Source organism: Terriglobales bacterium (genome assembly GCA_035567895.1).
Classification (GTDB): domain Bacteria; phylum Acidobacteriota; class Terriglobia; order Terriglobales; family Acidobacteriaceae; genus Gp1-AA112.
In genome coordinates, this window is sequence record DATMPC010000006.1 from 127710 (window position 1) to 153759 (window position 26050).

A 26050-nucleotide genomic window follows, 5' to 3' on the forward strand; every position below is an offset into this window, starting at 1 on the left:
GCATCTGATGCGCATGGATTTGCAACTTGCGGGAAAACGCGCACTTGTTACCGGATCCACCGCCGGAATTGGTTACTCCATAGCCGAATCACTGGCGAAAGAAGGAGCTAACGTCATCGTCAACGGCCGCACTCAGCGGCGCGTCGATGAGGCTATTAGCAGGCTGAAGAAAACCAACGCCAGCGCAAGACTCGAAGGCCTGGCGGCCGATCTGGGAACCTCTGAAGGCGCCAAGCTGGCAATTGCGAAATATGCCGACCTCGACATTCTGGTCAACAACCTCGGGATTTTCGAGGCCAAGCCGTTCGAAGAAATTCCTGACGCGGACTGGCTGCGTTTCTTCGAAATAAATGTCCTCAGCGGAGTTCGCCTCAGCCGGCATCATCTTCCGCGAATGAAGCAGCGGAACTGGGGACGCATTGTGTTCATCTCCAGCGAATCCGGGTTCCAGATTCCCGCAGAGATGATTCATTACGGGATGACCAAGACCGCACAGATCGCGATTGCTCGCGGCTTAGCCGAAACCACAGCCGGCACGAACGTCACTGTCAACAGCGTGCTGCCGGGACCTACAGCCTCGGAAGGTGTGAGTGATTTCGTGGAGCAAATGTCATCGCAAAAGAACGTGGACCGCGCTGAGTTCGAGCGCGATTTCTTTCGCCACGTGCGCCCAACATCCCTGCTGCAACGATTCGAAACCCCAGAAGAGATTGGAGCTGTGGTGGCCTTCGTCTGCAGCCCGCTTTCGTCGGCTATCAACGGAGCCTCGCTTCGCGCGGATGGTGGAGTAGTCAGAGCAATTTGAGTTTTCTGCGGTTCCGGCCGCTCCCGGCCGGATGTCTGCGTACGTCTGCATTAAAGTTAGGAAATGCGAGGGTTTCAGCCGACGGAAATCAAAGTCAACACTCAAGCGGGGGTGGTGGCCGGAGCCACATTCTGCAGCTTAGTAGCGTTAATCGCCATAGCACTCCCCGGAATAGCTCTCGCCCAAACTGCTCGTCCGCAACTCATTGGGTACTATGCGGAGCGCCATGCCGCGAGAGGCGACTATCCCCTCAAACAACTTGCAACTAATGGCGCCGCCGGTCTGCTGACGCAACTGAACTATGCCTTCGGAAAGGTCTCGCAGAGCCGATGTCAGCTTCTGGATCCTGATTTGGAATTGAAACACCCATTCCCAGCGGAGCAGAGCGTCGATGGCGCCGCCGACTCAACTGATCCGAATCAACTGCGCGGCACGTTTCATCAGCTTCAGGAACTGAAGAAGCGATTTCCCAAAATGAAAGTCGTCATCTCGGTGGGCGGCTGGGTTAACTCTGAAGGATTTTCGGATGCTGCGCAGCCGGCCCACGTCCGTGATTTCGTGCGCTCGTGCGTCGATCTCTACATCCGTGGCAACTTCGCTCCGGGAATCCGCGCGCCGGGAATCTTTGACGGCATCGATATTGATTGGGAGTATCCGGTTGATGGCGGCATGATTCCTGGACGCCCCGAAGACACGAAGAATCTGAACGCCATGGCGGCAGAGTTCCGGTGGCAGCTTGACGCCGTTCGCCCGGGCCTGCTACTCACTGCCGCTATTCCCGCCACGCAAGAGGATTACGAGTACTTCGATTTGAAGTCTCTTGCGCGGCACATGAATTACATCAACATCATGTCTTACGACATGCACTGGAATGGTGAGAAGATCACGAACCTCCACAGCGCGCTCTTCCATGATCCAGCCGATCCATCGAAGCCTCCGGCCGACACTCATTACGCCGCGTATGCCGTGCAGAACTTTCTACATGCAGGGGTGCCGGCGCCAAAGATTATCCTGGGCGTGCCCTTTTATGGAAAGGGATGGACTGGCGTGGGTAATGCGAACCACGGTCTCTATCAGACTGCAAAGGACGCATCCAAATCGCCGCCCGAATATCGCAGCTTGAAAGCGTTGCCCGAGAGCGCCGATCGTCAGTTCTATCCGAAGATCGCCACGTGCTCAATTTGGAACAACGATGAGTTCTTCAGCTACGACTGTCCCCAGGCGCTGCAACTCAAACGACAATACGCGCGCCAGCATGGGTTGGGCGGACTGATGTTCTGGGAGATGGGGCAGGACACAACAGACGCGGAGTTGGTGAAGGTTTTGGCAGGCAAGTAGAACCGCGCGTGGTTTGACAGTCACCCGAAATTTGACGCGATCCGTCAAACCCTTTCGACCGTCTCCCCAGTGTCATATTGTGGGGCATCTTCCTTGCGCACGCGGTTCCGATAGAGCCACCGGAGCATGATTGGGGCGAAAATTGTAGTGGCGCCGGTCATGAATACTACGATCGCGTAAGCTGCGTCGGAGATCACTTTCAGCTGCAGACCGAGCAGCGCGATGATGAGGCCGACTTCGCCGCGAGGAGTCATTCCGACTCCCACTTTCAATGCGGTGTCCCAGCCTTCGCGCAGGACAGGTAGTCCACAGCCAACCAGTTTAGAGATGATGGCGAGAACGGAGATTGCACCTGCGACCAGCCATAACGATCCATTGAAGACGCTGAGGTTCAGCTTCGCTCCCATTATGAAAAAGAAATAAGGAGCCAGAAACTCGTTGATGCCGGCGACGCGTGGCATCAGGTGCCATTCGGGGGCGTATTCAGCGAAGGCAAGGCCGGCAAAGAAGGCCCCGATAATCGAAGCCATCCCAATCCTCTCCGCTGCTACTGAGAGCGCGAGACAAATCCCCAGAGCGAGGACCAGAGGAGCATTGTGCGTTTCCATCCGTTCCAATCCGGGACGCATGCGTTGAATCACTCGTGGCGCGAAGAAGATCATCAGCAGCGCGAATCCAACGGCTTCCACGAGCAACACGCTCAACTGGATCCACGCAATCGTTCCCGATGAAACGAATCCTACGACCACTGCAAGCAGCACCATTCCCAGGATGTCGTCGAAAACCGCGGCTCCGAGGATGATCTTTGCCGGGCGAGTTTGCATTACGCCAAGGTCTTCCAACACGCGGGCTGTGATGCCAACGCTGGTCGCCACCATGGCAGCCCCGATGAAGACGGCTTCGTGTGCGGGATGATGCCGAATCAGCAGGAACACCAGTCCCGTCAGGAAGGGCAAAGCGACGCCGGCGAGAGCAACTCCCAATGCCGATGCGCCGACGCGAATAAGCTCCTTCGGACGAGTCTCAAGGCCAACGGTGAAGAGAAGAAAGATCGCGCCGAGTTCGCCGATTGAGGTGGTCGCTTCGCTGGGAATGACGAAGCCGGTGAGATAAGGACCAAGCACAACGCCTGAGAGGATCTCTCCCAGCACCGCGGGTAATGAGAGCTGCTCAAAGAGTTCGCCGAAGATCTTCGCCCAAAGGAAGATCACCAGGAGCTGCAGCAGAAATGGATCGGCGCCGTGCGTCATGCCGCGTACTCATTGTCCCTGCGACCTAAGCTGCGCGCCACTGAAATCCAGAGTACCTGGATTGAAGTGCCAAACTGCGCCAAAAAAGCTGCTAAGCTTCCAGGCTCTTAGGTTTCTGAGCTAAGGCGAACTTTGCCGGGTTTCTTAAGTTCCGCATCCATTTGAGGAATCGTGCGGTGTTGGGCTCGAACCGAGCCGCTGCCCCAAAACATCCAATCGTTGGGTGTTAATCTGATAGAGAACGGCTAAGCAGCTTGGGAGCTTAGCCGCTTAAAAGCTGATTTCATGGACCATCGCGCGTTTTTCTTTCAAAAGCTAGGTCTCACCAATCGGGACCTTGAACGGTATCTGGCTGAGGCATTGTCGGCAGGCGGGGACTACGCTGATTTGTACTTTGAGTACCACACGTCAACCTCGCTGAGCCTTGATGAATCGCTGATCAAGTCGGCAACTCAGGGCATTTCGGCAGGTTGTGGCGTACGCGTCATCTCGGGAGAGCGTACTGGATACGCCTACACAGATGATCTTTCCCCAGAGCGCATCGTGCGAGCCGCCCGGACCGCTGCTCTGATCGCCAGTGGGCCCAACAAGCAGCCGGTGGTCAATCTTAAAGATCCGACCGGTGGACACACTCTCTACGCCGTCGCCTCGCCATCCGTCGATGCCGAAGTTGCAGCGAAGGTCGAACTGCTGCAACGCACTGACCGCCACGCCCGCAGCTATGACTCCCGAATCGTTCAAGTTCGTGCCAGCTACGCCGACGAACTGCGCAGGATACTCGTCGTCGGATCGGATGGCGTGGTTGCATCCGACTCACAGCCCCTCGCTCGCATGAGCGTGTTCTGCATCGCCAAGGACGGACAGAATTCTGCTCGAGGCAATTCCGGCGGCGGTGGGCGCGTGGGAATCGAATATTTCCAGACAGAAAGAACACCAGAGTACTTCGCTCACGAAGCGGCACGGCAAGCGATCATTCAACTCGATGCTCGCGAGACGCCTGCTGGAGAAATGGAAGTCGTACTCGGTCCGGGATGGCCCGGGGTTTTGCTGCACGAAGCGGTTGGGCACGGGCTCGAAGCCGACTTCAATCGCAAGAAGACCTCCGCGTTCGCTGGACTCATCGGCAAGCGAGTGGCGAGTGAAAAAGTAACCGTGGTTGACCACGGCACGATGCCGTCGAAGCGCGGCTCCATTAACGTTGACGACGAAGGTTCGCCGACGCAGCACACAACGCTGATTGAAAATGGAATTCTCAAGGGCTACATCAGCGACAAGCTCTCGGCGCGCCTGATGGGCATCGCCAACACAGGCAACGGCCGTCGCGAAAGCTACGAGCACATCCCGATGCCGCGCATGACCAACACTTACATGCTCGCTGGCCAGGACGATCCCAAGGACATCATCAAGTCGGTAAAGCGCGGGCTCTTCGCAGTGAACTTCGGCGGCGGTCAGGTAGATATCACAAATGGCAAGTTCGTCTTCTCAGCTTCAGAGGCTTATCTGATCGAAGATGGCGAAATCACTGCGCCTCTCAAGAACGCGACGCTGATCGGCAACGGTCCTGATGTGCTTACTCGCGTATCGATGGTTGGCAATGATCTTCAGCTGGATGAGGGCGTGGGGACTTGTGGCAAGGATGGCCAGTCAGTACCCGTCGGCGTGGGCATGCCTACGATCAAGGTGGATCGATTGACTGTGGGGGGAACCGGATAGGCGAGATTCACCCTAGACTGTCATACTGAGGCCCTGTTTTGGCAGAAGGATCTCCCGCGATGTGTCGAACATAGTTGCTGTTTCTTGGCTCTTGGGCCGGCACTCTGGTGTTCTCGTGAAGAAGCCGCACCTACTGCAATTAAGTCCGATGCATCGCGGGAGATCCTTCTGCCAAAACAGGGCCTCAGGATGACAAGGCTAAAAAGAATGTCCCAAAACGGTACTGATGGGAGCCGACACAGCCGAGGGCGGCTGTGGCACGTATTTAACTGAAAGAAGATGCCAGTCGAAACCCAAGAACGAATCGAAGTCGGCGCCGGCCTCAAGGACATCGCCGTCGACGTAGTCGCTCGTGCGATGAAAGCGGGAGCTACTGCCGCCGATGCCATCGCGCGCGATGGCAACGAGTTCTCCACGCTGGTTCGACTCGGAGAAGTGGAGACTCTGAAAGAGTCTGGTGCGCGCGCGTTGGGACTGCGCATATTTGTCGGGAAGCGCGCGGCCGCAACACACACCAGCGATTTCTCTGGTGAAGGCATCGAGCGCCTGGTATCCAGCGCAATCATCCTGGCGCGAGCAACTTCAGAAGATCCCATTGCCGGGTTGCCGGATGCCGCTAGCCTGGGCTCACTGAAGTCGGACCTCGATCTTTACTACGACGACGTCTACTCGCTCTCGACCGCCGACAGGATTGACTACGCACGTCGCGCCGAAGCTGCGGCCATGGCAGCGGATCGTCGCATCACGAACTCCGATGGTGGCTCCTTCGACGCGGCCACCGGGTACAAAGTCCTCGCTAACTCGCTCGGATTCGTCGGAGAATATCGCCGGTCGTATTGCTCGGTTTCTGCTGTTCCGATCGCGCAGGCCGAAGGCTCCGCGATGCAACGCGACTACTGGTACTCGGCTTCCCGCACCCTGCGGAAACTGGAATCGCCTGAGGCTGTGGGTCGAAAGGCTGCGGAGCGAACGCTGCGCCGCGTAGGCGCTCGCAAGGTTGCTACACAAAGGGTTCCCGTAGTGTTCGATCCGATGGTCTCACGCGGTCTGATCGACCACATCTTCGACGCGGTGAACGGCGATGCCATCTATCGGCACGCGTCTTATCTGGCGGGCAAACTGGGAGAACAGATTGCGGGCGAGAACATCACCATCATCGACGATGGCACGATGGTCGGCGGCTTCGGTTCCTCTCCGTTCGATGGGGAAGGAGTGCCGACGCGACGTACTGTCGTCGTCGAGCGCGGAGTTCTGAAGAACTATCTGTTGAACACATACACGGCGCGAAAGCTCAAACTGCAAACTACCGGCAACGCCGCCCGCGGATTGACCGGCAATCCAGGAATTGGTTCGGGCAATTTCTATCTGCAACCCGGTGAGAAGGACCCCAAAGATATCCTTCGCGATATTCCAAGCGGCCTTTATGTCACGGAATTCCTGGGATTTGGGGTGAACCTCGTGACAGGCGACTTCTCGCGTGGCGCCTCTGGCTTGTGGATCGAGAATGGTGAACTGACGTTCCCAGTAGAAGAGATCACTGTAGCTGGCAATCTGAAAGACATGTTCCGCAACGTGTCGGCGATAGGAAACGACCTCGAGTTCCGAAGCTCTATCGCGGCACCTACGCTGCGAATCGATGGCATGACCATAGCTGGTGAGTAACTCTTACGTAATCTTATAGTTACCTCCTAAGTACCAGCCGGCGAGGATTGGAACCGGCGGCGATACCTCCAAAATTACACAAATCAAAGTACTAAGCCGAAACAGCTACTCTGGATTCCAACCCGTCATAGCTGGTTTGCGTCTCAATGAACCAGAGATGCAGCTCCGCGAAGCAATTGCCGTAGTAGTGAACTTTCTCTTGATTGGAGCGCTCACAGTTTACGGATTCCGACTGTTCGCCGAATATCACGCCAAGGGACGGTGGGCCAAGAACGTAACCAGCCTGCTGGCCGGGCTCGGCCTGATGACGCTGGCTGCGGCGTTGCTTCTCACACCTCAGAACGCGGCGATTCTGACCAAGATCTCCCACACGAAGATCGCCCGCATCCTGTTGTGGGCCAGCAACACACTCTTGCTCACGGCGATCGCCGCGTTTGGATTGATCACTTACAGCCGGCCTCTGCGGCTCTGGCATGAGAGAAAGATCGAGAGAGACCTAAGGCGTGAACTTCCCAAGATTCCCTGAAAACAAGAATCGAAGAAAGGGATCTCCTGACGACCGTGGACGCGTCGTGAAGTTCCCGGCTGCCACGGCAGACTCTGTCCCAAAAAGAGGATGGGGACTTTGGAGATTGGGTCCGGGAGTCGTCACTGGGTCCGCCAATCTAGATCCCTCTGCGGTTGTGACTGCGACAATCGCCGGAGCAGCCTTTGCCCACTCTTTGCTATGGGTTGTGATTCTGGTCGTTCCTTTTTTGCTCGCCATCTTTTCAGTCACAAGCCGGATTGGAGTTGAGACCGGATTGGGACTGCTCGATCTCGTACGCGAACACTATGGCCGCGGATTCGCAATTGCTGGGGCGGCGTTCACAATCATTACAAACTTCGTGGTTGTGATTGCGGACATCATGGCGGTTTCGGATGCACTATCCATTCTCACTGGCCTCTCACGCATGTTCTTCGTCGTCGCGACCGCGTTTTTCGTGTGGTACATCCTGGTATTTCAGGACTACCAGAAGATCACACGCGCTCTGGTGCTGTTTTCTCTGCCGTTATATCTCTACGTCGCCGCGGCGGCCCTTACGCACCCGCATCTCTCCACGCTGCTGCACGACATCTTCATGCCGAGCATGCAGGCAAGTTCGGAGTACGCGGAGAACATCGTCGCACTATTTGGTTCATTCCTTACGCCTTACATCATTATTTGGCAGACGAGTTCGCGCAGCGATCCCAATCACGAGCATCATCGAGGCGACTATATCATTTCTACCGCGGTTACGTTTGTCCTGGCCTGTTCCATCATTGTCGCTGCCAGCGCGGTCCTGCACTTCGATCATGCTCCGGATATGACGACGCGTCAGGCCGCGGATGCTCTGCGACCAGCCGTAGGGGATTGGGGAACAATCGTCTTCGCGTTGGGCATCATTGGATCCGGAATGGTCGCGCTGCCGGTGCTTACGGCTTCCATGTGCTTCGATCTGGCACAAGCTGTCGGCTGGAAGGCGGGATTGAGTGAAAAGCCGTGGGAGGCGAAGCGCTTCTACGTTCTGATTTCTGCCGCCGTCTTCCTGGCCGCGGGAGCAAACTTCCTGCGTATAAATCCTATTACAGCACTCTACTGGTCCATGGTTCTGGCAGGCGTGCTGCTGATTCCTACACTGATCTTCATCTTGCTGATCTCGAACGATCGCCGCATCATGCGTACTGTGAACAACCGCATGCAGAACTTCTGGCTGGGCGCAGCCGCAGGCGGAGTCGCTGCTGCCGGATTGATCTACCTGCGCTACTCACTGTTCTGATTCCTGTCCACAGCATGGTGGAGATTGCAGTCCGGTGCGGCGGAGATCCATGAGGATGCCCGGCTCCGATTCGACTAGTAAAAACCACATGTTCGCGGAATAAGCTTCCAGCCTGTTAGAATCGCAGTATCCCTTCATGAATGCCGATCTCGAAAGGCTTATAAAACTCGAGCAGGTGGATCGCGAAATCGGGCGGCTCTCCGCCGAAGTGGCAGCGCTTCCCAAGCGCGTTGCTGAGATCGAGCACCAGCTTTCCGATGCAAAGGCCCGGGTCGACCAGGCAAAAACAGCGATCAAATCGCAGGAACAGAAACGGCGCGGTCTGGAATCAGACATCCAGTCGTACCAGCAGAAGATCGGCAAGTTTCGCGACCAGTCGCTCGACGTTAAGACCAACGAACAGTACAAGGCCTTGATGCACGAGGTTGAATTCGCGCAAGCCGAGATCCGCAAGGCCGAAGACAAGATTCTAGAGATCATGGAAGGCGGCGAGCTCTTCGACCGCCAGGTAAAGGCGTCGGAAACAGAGCTTAAGGCTCAGGCGGCGCAGGTGGAGAAGGAAAAAGAAGAAGCGCGAGCCTTGACCGCGAAGGATGAAGCTCGCTTGAAAGAACTTCAAGGCGAGCGTAGCGGGCTCCGCTCCGGAGTGGGCGAAGACCTCCTGTCTCTCTATGATCGCGTGCTGAAAGCGCGAAAGACTGCGTTAGCAGAAGCTCGTGAGCAACGCTGCACGGCGTGCTACGTTTTGTTGCGTCCCCAAAAATGGAATGAAATAAAGGCGGGCGGCGAGGTCATGACCTGCGATAGCTGCGGCCGAATTCTCTTCTACGATCCTGCCCACGAACCTCCTCCACCGGTGCCTGACAAGAAGAAGACAAAGAAAGCAAAGGCTGCGCCAGAAGCTGAGGCTCCATCAGAATCGCCTGAACCGAATTTGGAAGTTTCTGCAGACCGCCCATCTTAATTCCGCAACGCCAATCCTGGTACTTACTCGGATAATCTACTCACTCTAGTAATCGCCAGCGCGAAGCGCGGAATTCTCGTAGCCGCAGGGAAGCCCCGTCTTAGACGCAGAAAGAAAAGGCGGCTCGACGAGCCGCCTTCCCAATCTGAAGTCCCCTATCTCACGCAGCGTTGGCTTTTCGCGCACTCTGGAAAACAGAAAACGCCGCGCCCTGGGGATCGGTAAGCACCGCAAATCGTCCTACGTTCTCCATTGACACCGGGCCGTAGAGCACTCTTGCGCCATTCTGTTTGGCTTTCTCCACGCTGGCATCGCAATTCGACGTCTCGAAGTACAACAGCCAATGCGATGGAACATTGGGATTGCCGTGTTCGGCCGGTGGAACGCCGCCGATGTAATCGTCGCCGTTCTTAATATGCAGATAGCCGGAAGGGTCGTTCTCACCCTTCTCCAACTTCCATCCGAAGAGTTTGGTATAGAACGCGCCGGCGCGGGCTACATCAGGAGTATTGAGATCGGCCCAGCAGAACGCGCCGTCGGTGTTCTTCGCGCCGACTCCGCTGTGCTTCTTTGCCTGCCAGATGCAGAACGTCGCGCCGGTGGGATCCTGCACTACGGCCATACGGCCTACGTCCATTACATCAAACGGAGGCGCGATGACGTTGCCCCCCAGCTCGCCCGCGCGGCGGGCAGATTCGTCCACGTTTTCGGCTGCGATATAGATCATCCAGTGCGGGGGTACTCCGTGTTCCTTCTGATCTTTGCGCAGAGTGTATGCAGCAGCGGCATCTTGTCCATCGAGTTTAAACATTGAATAGAATTCGTCCGGCCCCATGGGCGCGTCATCGACGGTCCAGCCGAAAAGGTCCATGTAGAACTTCTTGGCGGCCTTCTGGTCGGTGGTTCCGAGTTCCATCCAGCAGAAAGAACCTGGCTTGGGTGTTGTCGTTGTCATGGCGCGAAAGTATAAATCCCCCGCGTTAGCGAGGGATTAAAAACTTTCTTAGCCCGGAGTCACTGGGACGAGACGCCATGCGGCGAGGATTAGCAGTGCAGCTCTTCCGCCAGCTTGCGCAGTCGAGAGACGGTCTCCGCCAGATTTCCATTCTGGAATAGACGAATTCCAGCGATGCCACGCACGCCGGCTTTCAGGCACTCAGCCGCATTATTTGCAGTGACTCTCCCTAATGCCAGAACCGGCATAGGATGCTCGGCTGCTCTGCGCTTGCGGCAGGCGGCCTCCAGGCCGGCCAGCCCCGTTGGAGCGGTTTGGTCGCCTGCTTTCCCAAATACCGGACCATACACGGCAAAGTCTGCGCCGTGACCTTCCGCGAGTGATGCCTCTTGCACCGTGTGGCATGAAACACCAATCAGCGGAGAAAGGATTCCAGCCTGCGCGAAGATTACCCTGGCGTCTGCAGCAGAGATGTCATCGGAGCGCAGATGTACTCCGTCTGCTCCGCAGGCAATTGCTGCATCCACCCGGGAATTAATGAGCAACCTTGTTCGCACGCAGGACTCACCGGGTGCGTTGACGCGACGCACAATCTCGACGGCACCAGTTCCCAATTCGACAAGTTCGCGAGCATTAAGGTCCTTTTCGCGCAGCTGAATCGCATCGATACCCGCGTTCACGGCCTCCGAAATACGATCGAGCAGCAATCGCATGCTCTCATCGTGGCTGGCGGAAAGTTGTCTGCGATCGGTTATGTAGTAGAGAAACAATTCTCGAAGTTAACAGAACATAGCGCTGGCGATGCAACGCGGCCGTACATTTTTGCCTCTTCCAGATGCATGACAGCAGGTGAATTAGGAGTACAGATCATCCAGATGCTGTTGATTGCAATTCCCATCGCCAGCATCAGTTGGACAATTACGCACGAAGAGATCTTTCGCGAACCGCGCGAATTCTGCGTACGCTGCAGCAAACAGGCGACAAACCTGCTACAGCGCAAGTTCTTCTACCTGTTTACCTGCGAATTCTGCTTCAGCCATTGGGTAGCGCTCGTCTTCTTGCTGATCACGCACTACCGGTTGGTGTATCAAGATTGGCGCGGCTCGGTTCTCGGCTTCTTTGCCCTTGTCTGGATCGCGAATCAATACATCTCGATCTTCGACCGCCTGCGCCTCAACATCAAGCGCGAGCGCGTAGAGATTAAGGGCGAAGAGCACGAGGTGATGCAAAAAACCGGGGAGAATCAGCGCAAAGCCGCTTAAACCTTTCCGGCTGAAATCAAGTTGTTCTCGCATTTTTCTGCAGCAAAGAACGATAATGGGAACCCTCAATCGTTATGGCCGGCAAACGTCTAATCCGTCAAATTCTTTACATACCGATTTTGTTGTGGAACCTGTGCTCGCTAACCCAGACTCAAACTTCACCGAATACTGCTGCGACTCCGACCTTCCGTGCCAATTCCCGGCTGGTGCAAGTGGATGTCATAGTTCTCGACGGAGGCGCTCGCCCAATCCGCGGTCTTACGGATCGTGACTTCACGATCTTTGAGGATGGGAAGTCTCAGCAGCTGCGCTCGTTTGACAGACACGAGAGTAGCCAAGATCCCCCGGTGCAGGAGCCATTTCATCTGCCCCCGAATCAATACACCAATGTTCCGGTAAATGAGCCTCGTGGTCCTCTGACGGTAGTTTTGCTCGACACACTGAACACTCCGACACTCGACCAGGTTGGTGCCCGACGCCACCTGCTCGAGTTTCTAAAAGCGTTACCGCCCGGCCACTCAACTGCCTTGTTCGTCTTGAGTTCGCGCCTGCGTATGATTCAAAGCTTTACCGGACAGTCTGACGTCTTAGTCGCTGCCGCCCGCGACGTGCTCTCGAGCCCGTCACCGCTGCTCACCACTGAAGCGGAACACCAACGCAACGAGGACGATCTCATCTACCGCGAAAGAATGACGGCTCCAACCATCATGGGTGGAGGCGCTGGCACTGCGCCGGGGACACAGGCGCCGACCGACTCAGATCTCATTGCCGGAACGACAGCCAGATTGCGCGATGCTCTTATCATGCAAGAGCAATATGAGATTACTCAGCGCGTCGGAATCACTTTGAGGTCGCTGGCGGAATTAGCTGCGATGCTGCAAGGCTACTCCGGACGCAAGAATTTGCTCTGGGTTTCAGGAACATTCCCGTTCAGCTTTGGTCCAAATCCGTTTATACGCACCGAGCAGCACGACCGCGCGAATTTCGACTTCTTTGTACATCAAACCACCTCGCTGCTATCTGCAGCGCAAGTGGCCGTGTATCCCATTGACGCAATCGGGCTTAAGCTTAACGGGATTGATCTTACAAGCAATGGCGAAGGTATGACCGGATACGATTCCAGTACGGGAATGGCACGACGCAATGCTGGACTTGCCCGTCAGATGGTCGACGAAAACGACGCACAGACCACAATGGACGAAATCGCCGAGCAGACGGGTGGAAAGGCCTTTTACGGCACCAACGGCCTGAAGCAGGCAATGCAACGTAGCCTCGATCAGACTTCCACGTACTACACCATCGCCTATGCGCCCGAAAACCAGAATTGGAACGGCAAGTTTCGCCGCATTACTGTAAAAACGAGCCGCGAAGCAGCAAGCCTGCAATATCGTCGCGGATATTACGCGATTCCCGAACCGCAGCATTCTCCCCAGGATTCGACACTCAAGCTGGCTGCCGTGATGCGTCCCGACACACCTGATTCCACCGCGCTTTATCTCAAAGCAGAAGTGCTCCCGCCCGATGCAAACCGTCACTCAGTGCGAATCACATACCTGGTCAATCCTCAGCAGATCACTTTCACAGATGCTCCCGAAGGGCGTAAGCATGCCTTTGTTGATCTGCTTGCAGTCGTTTGGGACCGAAATGGGAAGGATATTGGCCATTCAGCCAACACAATCGACGCTACCCTCAGCAATGAAGAATACCAGAAGGTGCTGCGCGCCGGGCTGCAGGCTGCGCAGGAGGTTCCTGTCAAACCCGGCGCATATCGCGTTCGAATCGGAGCGGTGGATCGCTTAAGTCAGCAGGTAGGAACAATCGATGTCCTGCTGCCGCACGACCAGAAATCGAATTAACATCGATCCACCCGATCACATTCCCGACGGTGGTGCTTGATCTTCATCCTCCGGCTTTGTCGGAGTCTTCGGCAGCTCTTTCTCGATTGGCTTGCGCGGGAACATCTGGTCGCGCATCGCAGCGTTGTAGACGAAGTCAGCCACGATCACCGCGATCTGCCGGAGATCATCGAACTGCAGACGGTCATAAACGTCCATGTTGGAATGGTGAGTGCGAGTGTCGTACTCAATCGGGTCCTGGATGAATTGGAATCCAGGGATGCCCACAGCGTCGAACGACAGATGATCCGTGCCGCCGGTAGAGCGCATCGTGAGCGTATCCATGCCGAGATCTTTGAACGGATGCATCCACGCTTCGAAGATTGGTTGCACTCCGGCGTTTTCCTGCATGTAAACACCGCGAATCTTGCCGGTTCCGTTGTCGATATTGAAGTATGCCGACACCTTCGCCTGCTCGGGTTTCAGCGTCACCGGGCCGGCTTCGCGCCGACGAAGTGTCGGCATCCCTTGCAGCTGCGGCGTATCCATCGGCGGACGCGACCCAAAATGGTGCTGCACATACCACTGCGAGCCCAGCAATCCCTCCTCTTCCCCACTCCATAGGCCGATACGAACCGTCCGGCGCGGCTTTACTCCAAGCGTTTGCAAGATCCGCACCGCCTCCATCATCACGATGCTGCCCGCGCCGTTGTCGGTTGCGCCGGTGCCGGTATGCCATGAATCGAGGTGCGCTCCCAGCATTACGACTTCATCTTTCTTGTCGGTGCCGGGGATCTCAGCGATGGTGTCGTACTGCTCGTCAACGTCAGACCAGTTGTTCTTCACGTTGATCTCGAGCTGCACCGGCGTCTTCTGCTCCAGCAGACGGGCCACGCGATCCCACTGCTCAATCGCCATGGTCAACTGCGGCACTGCAGCCTGAGGCTCGCTCTTGCGATACGCGCCGCCGCCTTGCACGAACACGGTTCCTCCGCCCGTTGTTTGTCGGCTGTGATCGATCACCGCCAGGGGTTTCTCCTCGGCGAAGAACTGGTTCAGATCGCGCTGGAACTGCTGCCGTCTCTGCTGCTCTTGCGGACTCAACGCCGGCCTCTCGCTCGGGAGTTCGTAATTAGCAACGTCTGCCAGCGACTTATCGGTGTACCGTTCGTACGGAGACTCTACGATCGGCTTCACGTCCGCGAACTCGCCGAGAACCAAGATCTTTCCCGCCAGCTTGCCTTTGTATTTTCCAAAGTCTTGCTTGGTCCTGATGGTGGCGCGAACGCAATCACCGTGCACCGCACCATCGGTTCCAGGCGTCCACGCTTTCGGATACGCGATGAACGTCTGAGTATCCGGCGACAACATGCGCACGTTTACGTACTCGTTCCACCAGCCGCGCCCGAACGGCCCCCAAGCCTCCAGGTGGGAATTCACCAGGCCGAATTTTGTGAGCTGATCGCGTGTCCACTCATTGGCGCGCTTCATGTTGGGCGATCCTGTAAGCCGCGGGCCAATGTTCTCCAGCAGCCCTTCGGCGATTTCTTTGATCTTCGAGTTGCGGAAACCCTCATAGCGGATCTTCGTCACCATATCCAGATCCACTTTTTCCTGAGTCTGTGCATGGGCAAGCGCGGAGAAAAACAAAAAAGAGCAAACCACCAAACGACGGGTCGCGAATTTCAATCGATGACCTCCAGCGATCATTAGAGTTTTTGGGATTCGGTTCGCGCCTGCCTGTTGACGCTCCCCCAACACGCTGCAGCCGTAAAGGTGCAGCAGGAAATACTACCAGCCCCGCCTGGGGCGAAACGGGGTGCAACCATACTGTAAAATTGCGTGACAGATGTCCCAAACTGCTCAGGTTGAGCCTCGTCCAGCCGCGGAAGTGGTGCGCAGCGCGCACGTAGCGCAAGCGCCAAACGGCGTCTGCTACGCCTTGGTGGGCGAGAACACCATCACCGCAGAGGACGTAGAGCGCGCCGTAGGAGCAGTGCCTCCGGCCATCGCAGCGGCATTAGAGCGCAAGGCCTACTATTTCGTCCCACTCACGGTGGGCGAAGGGGACGACACCCGCATCGCCGAGCGCTACGACAGCGAACTCAGCGACCGCGCCGTCTGCCATCGCAACTACAACGTCGGCAACTCACAGTGCGTATTCATCTCCACCCGCGTAATGGACGACAGGTTCTCCGTAGCCTTCGAATTCTTCATCAACGTCGGCCACGCCTTCGTGGAGAAGGCCGGAGTCTCCGAAGAATTCGCCGCCCTCGTGTGGAAGCAGGCCGAGAGCAACGTCCGCGGTGAGAGCAGCATGGACGCCTTCGAGCTCCGCAAACTCGCCACCGGCAACTCCGGCGATCGCGAAAAAGCGCGCAACGAATACCTGAACGCCACCTTTGCGGATGCCATAGCCGTCTATCTGCTTTCACTCGCCGTAGATGTCGACTACTACGACCTGCGCGAACGCGACTATCCACTACTCGCCCCGGGAGCTCTCGCCGAACGCCTCCGCAAAATCGCCGAACTCTTTCCACCGAATCCCGGATACGAGTTCGTAATTCACTACCACCGGCGACGCTAAAAGGGCGAACCCGGACCGAGAAGGCCGCCGATCCGCACTTTCCGCCAAAACCTGCCAAAGCGCATTGGCAAAGACACAAGGAAGGCGAATTAAAAGCGATTAGGCGACCTCTGGCGTGTTTATACGACCTCGGACGTACCCGGCCCCGTCCGCGCCTCGCGGACGCCTTAAAGCGAACGCAATTGCGACTTTCCCACTTTGGCAAAAAGGCGCTTCGACTGGCGTAGGTAGCCAGTTTCGACGGATCGCTATGAAAGGAGGTTGTGACGAACCTCATGACATCCTCTCCAGCGATCTCCAATTTTCTGTGACTTACATCTATGCCAGCGACGTTAGTTCACGTTTCTGAGGCAGAATTGAGAGCTTTTTTGAGGCAAAACGAGGCAGCAGAAGAGGCCTTTTGAGGCAAATCCGCGGCACTTTTGGGGTGATTGTGCTCGCCGACTGTTTTGCCTTTGCCGTGGCGGCACCCACTCTTTAGATGTTCCAGGCAGAGAGGCAAACAGGCTGTGCCACCCGCCCTGCAACTTTTTGCTTGACGCAGCGGGGCCCTCAGTACCAATATTTGTCCGCTCGTCTCTCCGACAACATCCCCCGCGCTCAGAAATGCGCAGCCCCCTGAGGCGAAGCCGCTCGTTTTGACCTGCTCTGGGACCAAACCCTGGGAAGCCCTGCATCTGGTACGTCACTTTTGGAGGGACCTATGAACCACTCTTCTTTCGGCAGCCTTCACCTTCCGTCGAGGAGGAACTTCCTCCGGACCACCGCAGCTACCCTGGCCGCCGGCGCGATGGGAACTGGATTTGCTCCCTATGCCGTAGCCGAGAACGAGAAAAGGAAGCAAGCCGATCCGAAGCCGATCCCCGGGGGCACGCCCGGGTTGAATGGCGCTTTTCATGTGTACGCTCCCGGGCCTCCCAATCTTTCCTTTACGGATCCTCCCGATTCGGAACCCGCGACGATCACTGACTTCAAAGGCTTCGCTGGCCTCACTTACATCAGCGGAAACGTCGTTCGCACCGACCGCAAGACGGGAGTGACCAAACTCCTGCCCTTCCTGGACGCCGACATGCGATTCATGCAGGGGGTCTACCGCGGGGTGAATGGCCGTGTCCATCAGGGCACATTCGCGCTCATATGAGTGGATGTCTATGAGCCCGGTCAGGGCGATCAACCTCCCACTCAAATCACCGACTTCAATCCTGGCATCACACCCAGCGGCCTGTTCTGGACAACAGCGCTTCCGCCCGAGGACGTGGACGTCGACTTCGAGGAAGGGGAAGCGTCAATGCGTGTCCGCAACATCGTCCTCACGGACTTTCACGACTTCAACAACGCGCTCTTCGGCGGCGGGCCCGCGCCAAAGCCGGTAACTATTTCTGTCCGCGTGCGCTGGTCGGGGATCGACAAACGACTCAGGATCACGAACGCCGACCAGGGCTTTACAGGCAAGTTCATCGTTAATCAGGCGCAGATGGAATGGGCAGCAACCACCGAAGATTTCATCTACGTGTCACAGCCGGCGAGCACGTCCAAAAGCGACTTTGCCGAACTGGGCCACATGCGAAACGGATCGTTTTTTGCCGACGAGTGACGCTGGAGGTCGATGAGCGGAAGATGACGTAGGTGTTGACACCCAGTGCAGAAAAGGTACGGCAGATCGATGGGAACCGCCCACAACCCCTTTCGGGTTCACATCAACTCGGCCAGCTCGCAGGATTGATCGTAGTTTCCCCGACACACAAGTGACCGGAGGAAACCGTAACGGGAAAGCCACTTCCCTCGGTTTAATAAGGCGAGCCTGAGATACGTCCGGCCACTCCGACCTTCAGTCGTCACCGCGCTGCAGCAGGAAGCCATGTACGCATGCGTTGACGGAACAGCCGCTGAAGGAGTTGCGGTACTGGCCGACAATGTTGCCGTTGCCGGCAATCGCGAATGCTACCGAGCTGCAGGTGCTGCATTGCTCTGGGGGATCAACGAAGCCGTAATCGCCCTGTTTGCTGCGCAGGAAGGCGTGTCCCACACCGAAATTGTTAGTGAACGCCTGGCCTACTATTTCGCCTTTGGCATTGATGTCCCAAGCGTCGGTTTCGTCGATGCCGGGTCCCGGGAAGGAGATCGTCTCGACGACGTTGCCATCTTTATCGAGTCGGTATCCGGCGAGATTCATGAAATCAAGCCCCACAACATCGCCTTGGGGATTGATGCCGTTGTTCATCGTACTTCCATCGCTGAGTGTGCTGAATTTGCCATCGTGCAGGCGGAAGCCGTGCATGCTGTTCATCTGGTCCTGATCGTGGATGCAGCCGACGACGTCGCCCTCAGCATTGATGCCGCGCGGAATGATGCTATGAGCAATGTCGGGGGATTGGTGGTCGTAGAGCTCGAGCGGAGCGTCGAAATACACGATCTGTTGGTTGGGTCCCGAACAACTCGCGATTTGGCAGGCAAACCCCCGGAACCTGGGATTGCCGGCTTTCGGCGTGCCATCAGCTTTGCTTTCCAACGCAAAATAAGCGCCGATGACCACGCCCTGCGGGCTGATATAGCGCGGCTGGGTGCCGACGGCGTGATTGCAGTCGGTATTACCGGGAGAGCAGTTATTGACGTTCAGGAAGATGAAGGAGCCGTCCGGATTGCGCACGAAGCCCCGAACTCGAGGATTCAGCTCGGTCCCGGAGCCGCCACTGCATGGGTTTTGCACGCAATACCATCCGACAATGTATCCATCATTGTTAATGCCCGAAGCGATCGTTACCAAAGCTCCGGGAACGTCAATTTGGTAATAGGTCTTAGGTCGGCCAGCCCAAGCCTGAGCAGCCAAAACCAAAAATGTTAGGCCTGCGCCGAGGCTCAATTTCCAATTGCTGTGCTTCATCGCATTTCTCCATAATGTGAATAGTGGCGCCGGGCCAGCCTTCCTCCACCGATCAGCTGACCCGCTGTAACGCGACCGCGGTTTGGGCACACATCAGCCTCTCGACATTTTTCTGTCGTCTGTGGCGAGGTTTGGCATAGAATCGCGGCCAAACTTCCCCGCCGACCGCCCGGAATTTCGCAACAAGTTAGCTGGCTTGGCTGTCGGTTGTCTTGAGAAACAGCTAGGAAACTCTTGAAATTTTCTTAGGCGCAGCTAACCGCATGCCTGCCCAGCAGATTTACGAATTTGGCCACTTTCGGATCGATCCGGAAGAAAGGCTGTTGCTGCGCGATGGGAAGCCGGTTCCGCTCACGCCAAAGGCATTCGACACCCTTGTTCTGCTGGTAGAAAATCACGGCCACCTCATGAAGAAAGATGAGCTGATGAGACGGGTGTGGCCGGACGCCTTTGTGGAAGAGGTCAACCTGGCACAGAACATCTCGGCGATCCGCCGAGCGCTGGATTCCAACGGCGAGCAGTACATTGAGACGGTACCCAAGGCCGGCTATCGCTTAAATGTGAATGTCCGTGTGCTCGGTGAACCGGGGATCGGGCCCGGGACCTCGCAAGCACCGCCGGGACCCCGCGGAGTAGCACCGCCCAGTGAGCGCGGCTCTCAGACACCAAAAGACGCAAATAAGAAGAGGGTTGTCACGATCGCTCTGGTGGCCGTCGCACTTCTTGGTCTGGCCACACTGATATGGCGACTGAGCGTGACGCCGACAACTGGGAAAGCCGGTGCCGTACACATCGCATCAGTAGCGGTGCTTCCGCTGGAAAACCTATCGCGCGACCCGGAACAGGAATACTTCGCCGATGGTATGACCGATGAGCTCATCACGGACCTGGCCAAGATTCACTCCCTTCGCGTAATCTCGCGCAACTCAGTCATGCACTACAAAGGCAAGCACGTGCCAATACCGCAGATCGGGCGCGAGCTTAACGTTGATGCGGTGATTGAAGGCACGGTAACGCGGTCCGGCAACCGCGTACGGATCACCGCACAGTTGATTGAGACTCAGAGTGACCATCACCTGTGGGCGCAGGCCTACGAGGGGGATGCTCGCGACGTCTTGATATTGCAGGATCAGGTTGCACAGGCGATCGCTGCCGAGATCAAGGTGAAAGTAGCCCCTGAGGAAAAAACTCATCTCGGCGGAGCACGCGTGGTGAATCCCGAAGCTCACGAAGCCGACCTGCGCGGTTTTTATGAACTTCACAAGCATGGAGCGGCAGGCACATTTCTTCCGGCAGAAAATGAAGTCGAGAGGGCCATCAAGTTCTTCCAGCAGGCGCTCTCGATTGATCCCAATGACGCGCTGGCCTACGCCGGCTTAGCCGATGCCTACTACGATCAGAGCACGTTTTTTCGTGCGCCGCTGGAAGTGATGCCGAAGGCCAAAGCTGCCGCGATGCGTGCGATCGACCTCGACGACTCTCTTGCTGAGGCACATGCCGCACTCGGCTACGTAAAGCTCACGTTCGATTGGGATTGGCCAGGCGCGGAAAAGGAATTCCGGCGAGCGCTGGAGCTGAACGAAAACCTCGCCAGTGCCCACGCCGGGTACGCTCATTACTTGCTCACGCTCGGGCGCAGCGAAGATTCACTTCGGGAATTGGAAGCTCTCAAGAGCGTAGACCCGCTCTTCCCCCAGTCGCATGTCGGTCTTCCCTATACGTTATGGAACCTGCGAAGGTATGAAGAAGCAATCCAGGCTGCTGGGAAAGAAGGGGATGAGCGCGTGATAGCTCTCTCTGACATTGAGGAAGGTAGAACGGACGAGGCGATCGCAGCGGCAGATCGCGGTCTGAAGGTCGCGCGCAATCCGGTAATCCTCGCCCAGCTCGCGTATGTGTACGCGCAGGCTGGCAGAAAAGACAAGGCCAAGACAATGCTGCGCGGGCTCGAGGCCCAAGCAAAACAGCGCTATATCTGCGGATTCAATATGGCGTGCTTGTATATGGGTTTAGGCGATAAGGAAACCGCGTATGCGTGGCTGGATCGGGCATATCGCGATCGCTCCGATTGAATACCTTTTATCGGGGTGGATCCCCGACTCGACCCGCTGCGAGGCGAAGCGCGGTTTCAGGAGTTGCTGCGCCGCATCGGCTTCCCAAATTCGGATGGCCGGGTTCTATAAAAGGCGATGTCGAACCAATCCTCTCCGATCTTTCCGGGAGATGTGTTTGTTCTTGACATCGCCTTTTATAGAATCCGGCCTCGGCAAGCGCCTGCATTGTCCGCCGAGGCGGGCAACACCAGCGTTTGCCGGAGACACGGCCCGCAGCCGTCTCTTGCCTTTGCAGTAGCTCATCGCTGAATGCTGCTTTCTAATACGGAGCCTGCGTCTCCTCACAGGGCAGCTTAAGAACGACTGCCATTTCCTGACCCACCTGGGAGCCATCGTCAGCGCGGGCGATCAGGATGGACGGAGTTTGCGCGTCGCCCATCAGGTACACACGCTGGTGAGGTCCACCGGAATTGTTGACGCTTATGGGAGCAGCAACGTGCTCGACGCGCACGGACCGGAATCGCTGCAAAGCGAATTCCCCCGACGGCCCGGGCATTCGATAACCGTACACCTCGCCCGGATGCACAACCACGCCTTTCTGGGTGATCGTGCCAATCGCACCGCTGCTGTTTTTGAAGAACAGCCGCCCGAACCACAGCAGAAGAGCTGCACAGAGGGTCAGCTGCAGCACCGCGGCAAAATGCCTGAGAACCAGGGAATAAAGGATGCCCGCAGCAATCACGGCCACGAGCCAGCTTCCCTTTTTGAGAATACTTTCCCAGATACTCGATGTATTGAAGTCGTATGGAAGCGTTACCGCCATAACGTCACCCTGCGGGATCTTCGAGTTCGTCTCGTCCAAGCACAACACTGGAGGTCGATGAGCGGAAGATGACGTAAGTGTTGATACCCAGTGCAGAAAAGGTACGGCAGATCGGCGCGAAGCAGCCAAAACCTTCTGTGGGTTCACATCAACCACGTGCCATTTGCGTCTGTCCCCGCCATCGTTTACTTTAGCCGAGTGCTCGCCCGTGGGACCTATTTCTCTATGTAGTCAGTTTGAAATTTGCCTGTGCCACTGAGCTGAACGATGACTAGGCCCTCCCTGGCTGCAACGAAATGAGCAACGCCTGCTGGAATCACGATGAAACTGCCTGAGGGATAGGGTCGTAGCTTCGCTTCCTCGAATTTCGCTCCCTCTCCCAAAAGCCAAGCGCCTTGGATCACGGTAACGAGCTCGTCTTGCGTGTGCGTGTGTGCGAGGACTCGCCCGCCGCTGGGGATTTTGACTCGATCAATCCAGACACCGCCTCGGCTGGAGTCGCCGAACAGCTGCGCTCGTTGTCTTCCGTCGTTGTAGTAAGTGGGTGTGAACCAACGGACTTTATTGGGGGTCAGCCCGGTCACGGCTTTGTTGTCGACTTGCGCTTGCACCATTGCGCAGGCGATGGCCGCGACCATTCCCAAAATAGCAGCGGCTACAGTAACGATCCTGTTCATCTCCTCCTCCAGCCTGAAACTTGTTCTGGTTCCCAGCGATATCATCGGCGGGAATTCTACCGTCAAATGAAACAGCTCATCCACCCCGGGAGTCTGAAGCAACCGAAATGGGAACGAGTGGCCATCCGTCCAGCGGGTTTCCTCATTGCGCGAACCTCGGATTTGGGCGATGATGTGCACAGGCTTCACCGGAAGCACCCTGTCCGCGGAAATGGGCTCAGCCCACCGGCCATTCGTTTCAGTGATTCAACCTGACTTCCTGCCCGAAGTGTGCGGACCACGGGCGCATTCCAGGAGGGAAGGTTATGGCTACAGTCTCACGGGGTTTGCCTGAGCGGCCCCATCTCGATGTTCCGAAGCGCGAAGCGCGCGAGCTCCTCGATCAATGCCGGGAAGGCAACCACGACGCTCTAGAGCGAATTCGGCGCCGTCATGCAAAATTCAAGAACGTGACTGACGACTCAGCGATTGCCGTCGGTTTCAAGTTAAGTGACGCGCAGCTCGTCATCGCGCGCGAATACGGTCTATCAAATTGGGCGTCGCTTAAACAGCGCATCGGAGCGCACTCTGCAGCGAGTGCGTTGCACGCCTCGATTGCGGCCAACGACCGCGAGACGGTGGTCGCGATTCTGCGCGCCAACCCTGAAATGCTGCATCTCCCGGTGTGGAGCGGGAACTGGGGTCCTCCTATGAGCCACGCCGCCAATCTTGGGCGGCTCGAAATCATCCGAGCGTGTGCCGAACTCGGCGCGCGCGACTATCAGCACGCTTTTGATCGGGCGGTGCTTCAGGGAAAAATCGAGTGCGCGCGTTGGTTGCACGAGCACGGCGCAAAGGTACTGCCGGGCATCATCATGGGAGCTTGCGAAACACTCAATGCCGCCGGCATTCAGTTTCTCGCAGAGCAGAACGCGCCTTTTACAAACGCAGACGGCAACCGTCTCGCGCCGCTGGCCTTGGTGCTCGAAACTTACGCGCGTAATCCAGCCGGAAAGCACGCGATTCTCGGGTTCTTTGCCGATCGCGGCTACGAGTTACCGGATACGCCCGTGATGGCGCTGCATCGCGGAGATGTCTCCCAGCTGGAGAAGCATCTACGCCGCGACCCACAATTGCTTGAGCGCAGATTCAAATTACGCGAAATCTATCCCGTGGAGTGTGGCTGCGCCAGTGATGGGCTCTCGGGAATGCACTGGACGCCGATCGACGGCGCCACGTTGCTGCACGTTGCGATTGACTTCCGTGAGCGCGAGATCTTCGATTGGTTGCTCGCGAGTGGTGCTGACATCAACGCCCGCGCGACGGTTGATCGGGATGGGTTCGGGGGACACACTCCGCTGTTCAACGCCGTCGTTTGTGGACCGTGGCAAGAGACGGTGATGACACGCGGTCTGCTTGAGCGTGCTGCCACGAAAGATACTCGAGCGAGCCTGCGGAAGTTTCTCGACTGGATCGCAAACCCGCATTGGCACGAGGCTCGCAATGTAACCGCAGCCGAGTGGGGCGGCCAATTTCCTGAAAAAAACTGGGTGAACACTGAAGCTTTACAGCTTCTCGATTGAGCGTCGAGAAAGAAACTGAGCACAAGACCGGGAAACGTTTCCCGTCCTCAGGTTTCAAAACAGACGTGTCGGGTGCCCCGCCCGGCTCAGGTTCTGCGGATGATTTTTTGTTTCTGTTACGATGAAGCGATGGCGAAGGGACGATCCACGCTCGCTGTTGTTCTGTTGTTTGTGTGGACGGCTGCGCCTGCTCTGCGATGCCTGGTTCCTGGCGAGACCCTCACCCAAGAGGAACAGGCCTGCTGCAAATCTATGGGTGGACAATGCGGAGACTCTCCGGCATCCGATCATCCATGCTGCAAGCCGACAACCTCGACAGCGCAACCGGCGTTAGCCACGGCTAAGGCCACTGTGACGACCATCGTCTCGATGGCGGTTTCGCTTCCGGCAGCAGTTCACTCGCTGGTCGAGCATGAGTTTGCGCCCGAGTGGCTCATCGATGCTTCTCCGCCTCCGCATCGCAATCAAGCTAATCCCGTTCTGAGAATCTGATTCGTCCCGTCCTGCACTGCGCTTCGTAGCGTTGCCGTATTTGTGTCTTCACAAAAAGGACGGATTGATGCGGAATACTTTCCCTATTCATACAGGCTGCGGCGTCGTTTTTCTGCTCTGTGCCGCAGCCGCGACTGCACAGGGCGCTGCGCCCGAGACAGCGCCGCCACTATTTCCCGGCGGCGGATTGATCTCCTACAACTCGGTGTTCACCACTCGTCAGGCGACAGGAACCTCGGGCACTATTCCCGCGACGGCTCGTCCGACGTTCTCGCACGAAGCTACCTTCAACTTCACGTGGGGTTTTTATCGTGATTTTGATGTGACAGTACTTGTTCCGATTGTCACCAATCGCTTTGAGAACCCAGGCGTCTCTCCGGCGAGTAGCGGGACCGGTTTGGGCGACGCCATGCTGTTGGTGAAGTATCGGTTCTTTCGCCGGGACTCGCGTCGGGGAACCACGCAGGCGTCTGTAACGGTCGGGCCGAAGCTTCCGACAGGACGCACTGACTTGATCGCTGCAAACGGAACACGCTTGCCGACTGGTCTGCAGCCCGGCTCCGGTTCTACCGACCTGTTTGTTGCCGCGAACTGGACCTACACCGGCCTGTTCAGTATCAGGCGGCTGGTGGCCGACGAAGATTTCCATTCTCTCGTGCGCTCGCAAGGAACACAGGCAACGAGTTTGGGAAGCAATGTTGAATCGCGCTTCTGGCTTTCGTATCGACCGTACGAAGCAAAGGACGGATCGCGCGAGTGGTTCATTGGTCCGGTGCTCACGTGGCAACACTTCCAGGATGACCGGATCGCCGGAGTCACGCAGGCAGGCAGCGGCGGTGATGTCTTGTTAACCGGAATCACTACTTACTTCGGCGTGCGTCCGGGAATGCATCTGTGGCTCGCCGCGGATTGGGACTCTGCTCATTCCACCGGCGCAGCATTCATGCCCATCCGCCGCCACGTCAGTTTTGGAATTACGCAGCAGTTTCGACTGCATCGTTAAAGAAAGGAGCAAATAAAGATGAAGAGAATCGCTCTAATACTGGTTCTACTCGGATCGATCGTCGTTGTCCCAGTCGCGAAGGCGCAGATCAAGCACATTGAAATGCGCGTCGAAGGGATGACGTGAAACTTTTGAGCATACGGGGTGCAACAACACCTCCAGCGCCAGTCTGGCGTTCAAAAAGTTGAAGTCAGCCTCATAGACGGAAAAGTGGACGTCACTCCAAAAGAGGATGGCCAGATTGACCCGGCTCAGCTTCTGAAGGCGACTTACGATAGCGGCGTCACCGTTGCTGAGATGGACGTGAGTGCTCGTGGTCGAGTTGTGAATGCCGATGCAGGTGGACTCACGTTGCAAATAGAACCTAATCGGTCATTGCCAATCGCTC

The 26050-nt window shown here is 56.9% G+C and carries 24 protein-coding genes; 17 read left to right on the forward strand and 7 right to left on the reverse strand.

Going from position 1 to position 26050, the window contains the following annotated elements:
• Positions 1-13 precede the first annotated feature (13 nt).
• A complete protein-coding gene (locus VNX88_01675; protein ID HWY67338.1) occupies positions 14-805 on the forward strand; it encodes an SDR family oxidoreductase in 792 nt (263 codons plus the stop codon).
• A gap of 63 nt (positions 806-868) precedes the next feature.
• Positions 869-2143, forward strand: a complete 1275-nt coding sequence (locus VNX88_01680) for a glycosyl hydrolase family 18 protein (protein ID HWY67339.1) — start codon at positions 869-871, stop codon at positions 2141-2143.
• A 44-nt stretch (positions 2144-2187) separates the two neighbouring features.
• On the opposite strand, the gene VNX88_01685 is transcribed toward VNX88_01680, so the two are convergent.
• Positions 2188-3393 (reverse strand): cation:proton antiporter, encoded by a 1206-nt coding sequence (locus VNX88_01685; protein ID HWY67340.1) that lies wholly within the window; start codon positions 3391-3393, stop codon positions 2188-2190.
• 285 nt (positions 3394-3678) lie between these two features.
• Between VNX88_01685 and tldD the strand changes: the two genes are divergently transcribed.
• The 5 genes from tldD (at position 3679) to VNX88_01710 (ending at position 9531) form a co-directional block, all read left to right on the forward strand.
• Positions 3679-5106 carry a metalloprotease TldD gene (gene tldD, locus VNX88_01690; protein HWY67341.1) on the forward strand — a complete coding sequence of 476 codons (1428 nt, stop codon included), beginning with the start codon at positions 3679-3681 and terminating at the stop codon, positions 5104-5106.
• 279 nt (positions 5107-5385) lie between these two features.
• Entirely contained in the window at positions 5386-6768 is a 1383-nt protein-coding gene (locus tag VNX88_01695) for a metallopeptidase TldD-related protein (protein HWY67342.1), read from the forward strand.
• Between the two features lie 157 nt (positions 6769-6925).
• Positions 6926-7294: a hypothetical protein gene (locus VNX88_01700; protein ID HWY67343.1), complete on the forward strand. Its 369-nt coding sequence runs from the start codon at positions 6926-6928 to the stop codon at positions 7292-7294.
• Positions 7272-8567: a divalent metal cation transporter gene (locus VNX88_01705; GenBank protein HWY67344.1), complete on the forward strand. Its 1296-nt coding sequence runs from the start codon at positions 7272-7274 to the stop codon at positions 8565-8567. Before VNX88_01700 ends, VNX88_01705 begins: the two co-directional genes overlap by 23 nt.
• A 136-nt stretch (positions 8568-8703) precedes the next feature.
• Positions 8704-9531, forward strand: a complete 828-nt coding sequence (locus VNX88_01710) for a C4-type zinc ribbon domain-containing protein (protein ID HWY67345.1) — start codon at positions 8704-8706, stop codon at positions 9529-9531.
• A 160-nt stretch (positions 9532-9691) separates the two neighbouring features.
• On the opposite strand, the gene VNX88_01715 is transcribed toward VNX88_01710, so the two are convergent.
• Both VNX88_01715 and VNX88_01720 read right to left on the reverse strand, forming a co-directional pair.
• Positions 9692-10486: a VOC family protein gene (locus VNX88_01715; protein HWY67346.1), complete on the reverse strand. Its 795-nt coding sequence runs from the start codon at positions 10484-10486 to the stop codon at positions 9692-9694.
• A gap of 89 nt (positions 10487-10575) precedes the next feature.
• The gene (locus VNX88_01720) at positions 10576-11256 is read right to left on the reverse strand and encodes a thiamine phosphate synthase (GenBank protein HWY67347.1); all 681 of its coding nucleotides are present in this window, start codon (positions 11254-11256) and stop codon (positions 10576-10578) included.
• A 105-nt stretch (positions 11257-11361) separates the two neighbouring features.
• Between VNX88_01720 and VNX88_01725 the strand changes: the two genes are divergently transcribed.
• Positions 11362-11748, forward strand: a complete 387-nt coding sequence (locus VNX88_01725; GenBank protein ID HWY67348.1) for a hypothetical protein — start codon at positions 11362-11364, stop codon at positions 11746-11748.
• A 74-nt stretch (positions 11749-11822) separates the two neighbouring features.
• Complete coding sequence (locus VNX88_01730) at positions 11823-13604, forward strand: VWA domain-containing protein (protein ID HWY67349.1); 1782 nt, start codon at positions 11823-11825, stop codon at positions 13602-13604.
• 15 nt (positions 13605-13619) lie between these two features.
• On the opposite strand, the gene VNX88_01735 is transcribed toward VNX88_01730, so the two are convergent.
• Positions 13620-15272: a M20/M25/M40 family metallo-hydrolase gene (locus VNX88_01735; GenBank protein ID HWY67350.1), complete on the reverse strand. Its 1653-nt coding sequence runs from the start codon at positions 15270-15272 to the stop codon at positions 13620-13622.
• A 160-nt stretch (positions 15273-15432) separates the two neighbouring features.
• Between VNX88_01735 and VNX88_01740 the strand changes: the two genes are divergently transcribed.
• The 3 genes from VNX88_01740 to VNX88_01750 all read left to right on the forward strand — a co-directional run bounded on the left by VNX88_01740 (position 15433) and on the right by VNX88_01750 (position 17764).
• On the forward strand, positions 15433-16170 hold the full coding sequence (locus VNX88_01740; protein ID HWY67351.1) for a hypothetical protein: 738 nt from the start codon (positions 15433-15435) through the stop codon (positions 16168-16170).
• 703 nt (positions 16171-16873) lie between these two features.
• The gene (locus tag VNX88_01745) at positions 16874-17311 is read left to right on the forward strand and encodes a twin-arginine translocation signal domain-containing protein (GenBank protein HWY67352.1); all 438 of its coding nucleotides are present in this window, start codon (positions 16874-16876) and stop codon (positions 17309-17311) included.
• A complete protein-coding gene (locus tag VNX88_01750; protein HWY67353.1) occupies positions 17312-17764 on the forward strand; it encodes a hypothetical protein in 453 nt (150 codons plus the stop codon).
• 234 nt (positions 17765-17998) lie between these two features.
• Here the strand turns inward: VNX88_01750 and VNX88_01755 are convergent, their stop codons facing one another.
• Positions 17999-19051, reverse strand: a complete 1053-nt coding sequence (locus VNX88_01755; protein ID HWY67354.1) for a hypothetical protein — start codon at positions 19049-19051, stop codon at positions 17999-18001.
• Positions 19052-19314: 263 nt separating this feature from the next.
• Between VNX88_01755 and VNX88_01760 the strand changes: the two genes are divergently transcribed.
• Entirely contained in the window at positions 19315-21123 is a 1809-nt protein-coding gene (locus VNX88_01760) for a winged helix-turn-helix domain-containing protein (protein ID HWY67355.1), read from the forward strand.
• Between the two features lie 301 nt (positions 21124-21424).
• Here VNX88_01760 and VNX88_01765 read toward each other — a convergent pair whose 3' ends face one another.
• Together VNX88_01765 and VNX88_01770 are read right to left on the reverse strand one after the other, a co-directional pair.
• Positions 21425-21928, reverse strand: coding sequence for a hypothetical protein (locus VNX88_01765; GenBank protein HWY67356.1), 504 nt, complete (start codon positions 21926-21928; stop codon positions 21425-21427).
• Positions 21929-22143: 215 nt separating this feature from the next.
• Positions 22144-22605 carry a cupin domain-containing protein gene (locus tag VNX88_01770; GenBank protein ID HWY67357.1) on the reverse strand — a complete coding sequence of 154 codons (462 nt, stop codon included), beginning with the start codon at positions 22603-22605 and terminating at the stop codon, positions 22144-22146.
• Positions 22606-22910: 305 nt separating this feature from the next.
• Between VNX88_01770 and VNX88_01775 the strand changes: the two genes are divergently transcribed.
• From VNX88_01775 to VNX88_01790, 4 genes are all read left to right on the forward strand, one after another.
• A complete protein-coding gene (locus VNX88_01775) occupies positions 22911-24167 on the forward strand; it encodes a hypothetical protein (GenBank protein HWY67358.1) in 1257 nt (418 codons plus the stop codon).
• 129 nt (positions 24168-24296) lie between these two features.
• Positions 24297-24659: a hypothetical protein gene (locus VNX88_01780; protein HWY67359.1), complete on the forward strand. Its 363-nt coding sequence runs from the start codon at positions 24297-24299 to the stop codon at positions 24657-24659.
• A gap of 67 nt (positions 24660-24726) precedes the next feature.
• Positions 24727-25662 (forward strand): hypothetical protein, encoded by a 936-nt coding sequence (locus tag VNX88_01785; GenBank protein ID HWY67360.1) that lies wholly within the window; start codon positions 24727-24729, stop codon positions 25660-25662.
• Positions 25663-25806: 144 nt separating this feature from the next.
• Positions 25807-26050 (forward strand): heavy metal-associated domain-containing protein (locus VNX88_01790; protein HWY67361.1); only part of this gene is annotated, 244 nt, incomplete at its 3' end.

Coding starts and splice junctions, on each gene's coding strand:
- VNX88_01675 (HWY67338.1), top strand. CDS start 14: ATGGATTTGCAACTTGCGGGAAAACGCGCACTTGTTACCGGATCCACC.
- VNX88_01680 (HWY67339.1), top strand. CDS start 869: ATGCGAGGGTTTCAGCCGACGGAAATCAAAGTCAACACTCAAGCGGGG.
- VNX88_01685 (HWY67340.1), bottom strand. CDS start 3,393: ATGACGCACGGCGCCGATCCATTTCTGCTGCAGCTCCTGGTGATCTTC.
- tldD (HWY67341.1), top strand. CDS start 3,679: ATGGACCATCGCGCGTTTTTCTTTCAAAAGCTAGGTCTCACCAATCGG.
- VNX88_01695 (HWY67342.1), top strand. CDS start 5,386: ATGCCAGTCGAAACCCAAGAACGAATCGAAGTCGGCGCCGGCCTCAAG.
- VNX88_01700 (HWY67343.1), top strand. CDS start 6,926: ATGCAGCTCCGCGAAGCAATTGCCGTAGTAGTGAACTTTCTCTTGATT.
- VNX88_01710 (HWY67345.1), top strand. CDS start 8,704: ATGAATGCCGATCTCGAAAGGCTTATAAAACTCGAGCAGGTGGATCGC.
- VNX88_01715 (HWY67346.1), bottom strand. CDS start 10,486: ATGACAACGACAACACCCAAGCCAGGTTCTTTCTGCTGGATGGAACTC.
- VNX88_01725 (HWY67348.1), top strand. CDS start 11,362: ATGCTGTTGATTGCAATTCCCATCGCCAGCATCAGTTGGACAATTACG.
- VNX88_01730 (HWY67349.1), top strand. CDS start 11,823: ATGGCCGGCAAACGTCTAATCCGTCAAATTCTTTACATACCGATTTTG.
- VNX88_01740 (HWY67351.1), top strand. CDS start 15,433: ATGTCCCAAACTGCTCAGGTTGAGCCTCGTCCAGCCGCGGAAGTGGTG.
- VNX88_01745 (HWY67352.1), top strand. CDS start 16,874: ATGAACCACTCTTCTTTCGGCAGCCTTCACCTTCCGTCGAGGAGGAAC.
- VNX88_01755 (HWY67354.1), bottom strand. CDS start 19,051: ATGAAGCACAGCAATTGGAAATTGAGCCTCGGCGCAGGCCTAACATTT.
- VNX88_01760 (HWY67355.1), top strand. CDS start 19,315: ATGCCTGCCCAGCAGATTTACGAATTTGGCCACTTTCGGATCGATCCG.
- VNX88_01765 (HWY67356.1), bottom strand. CDS start 21,928: ATGGCGGTAACGCTTCCATACGACTTCAATACATCGAGTATCTGGGAA.
- VNX88_01770 (HWY67357.1), bottom strand. CDS start 22,605: ATGAACAGGATCGTTACTGTAGCCGCTGCTATTTTGGGAATGGTCGCG.
- VNX88_01775 (HWY67358.1), top strand. CDS start 22,911: ATGGCTACAGTCTCACGGGGTTTGCCTGAGCGGCCCCATCTCGATGTT.
- VNX88_01780 (HWY67359.1), top strand. CDS start 24,297: ATGGCGAAGGGACGATCCACGCTCGCTGTTGTTCTGTTGTTTGTGTGG.
- VNX88_01785 (HWY67360.1), top strand. CDS start 24,727: ATGCGGAATACTTTCCCTATTCATACAGGCTGCGGCGTCGTTTTTCTG.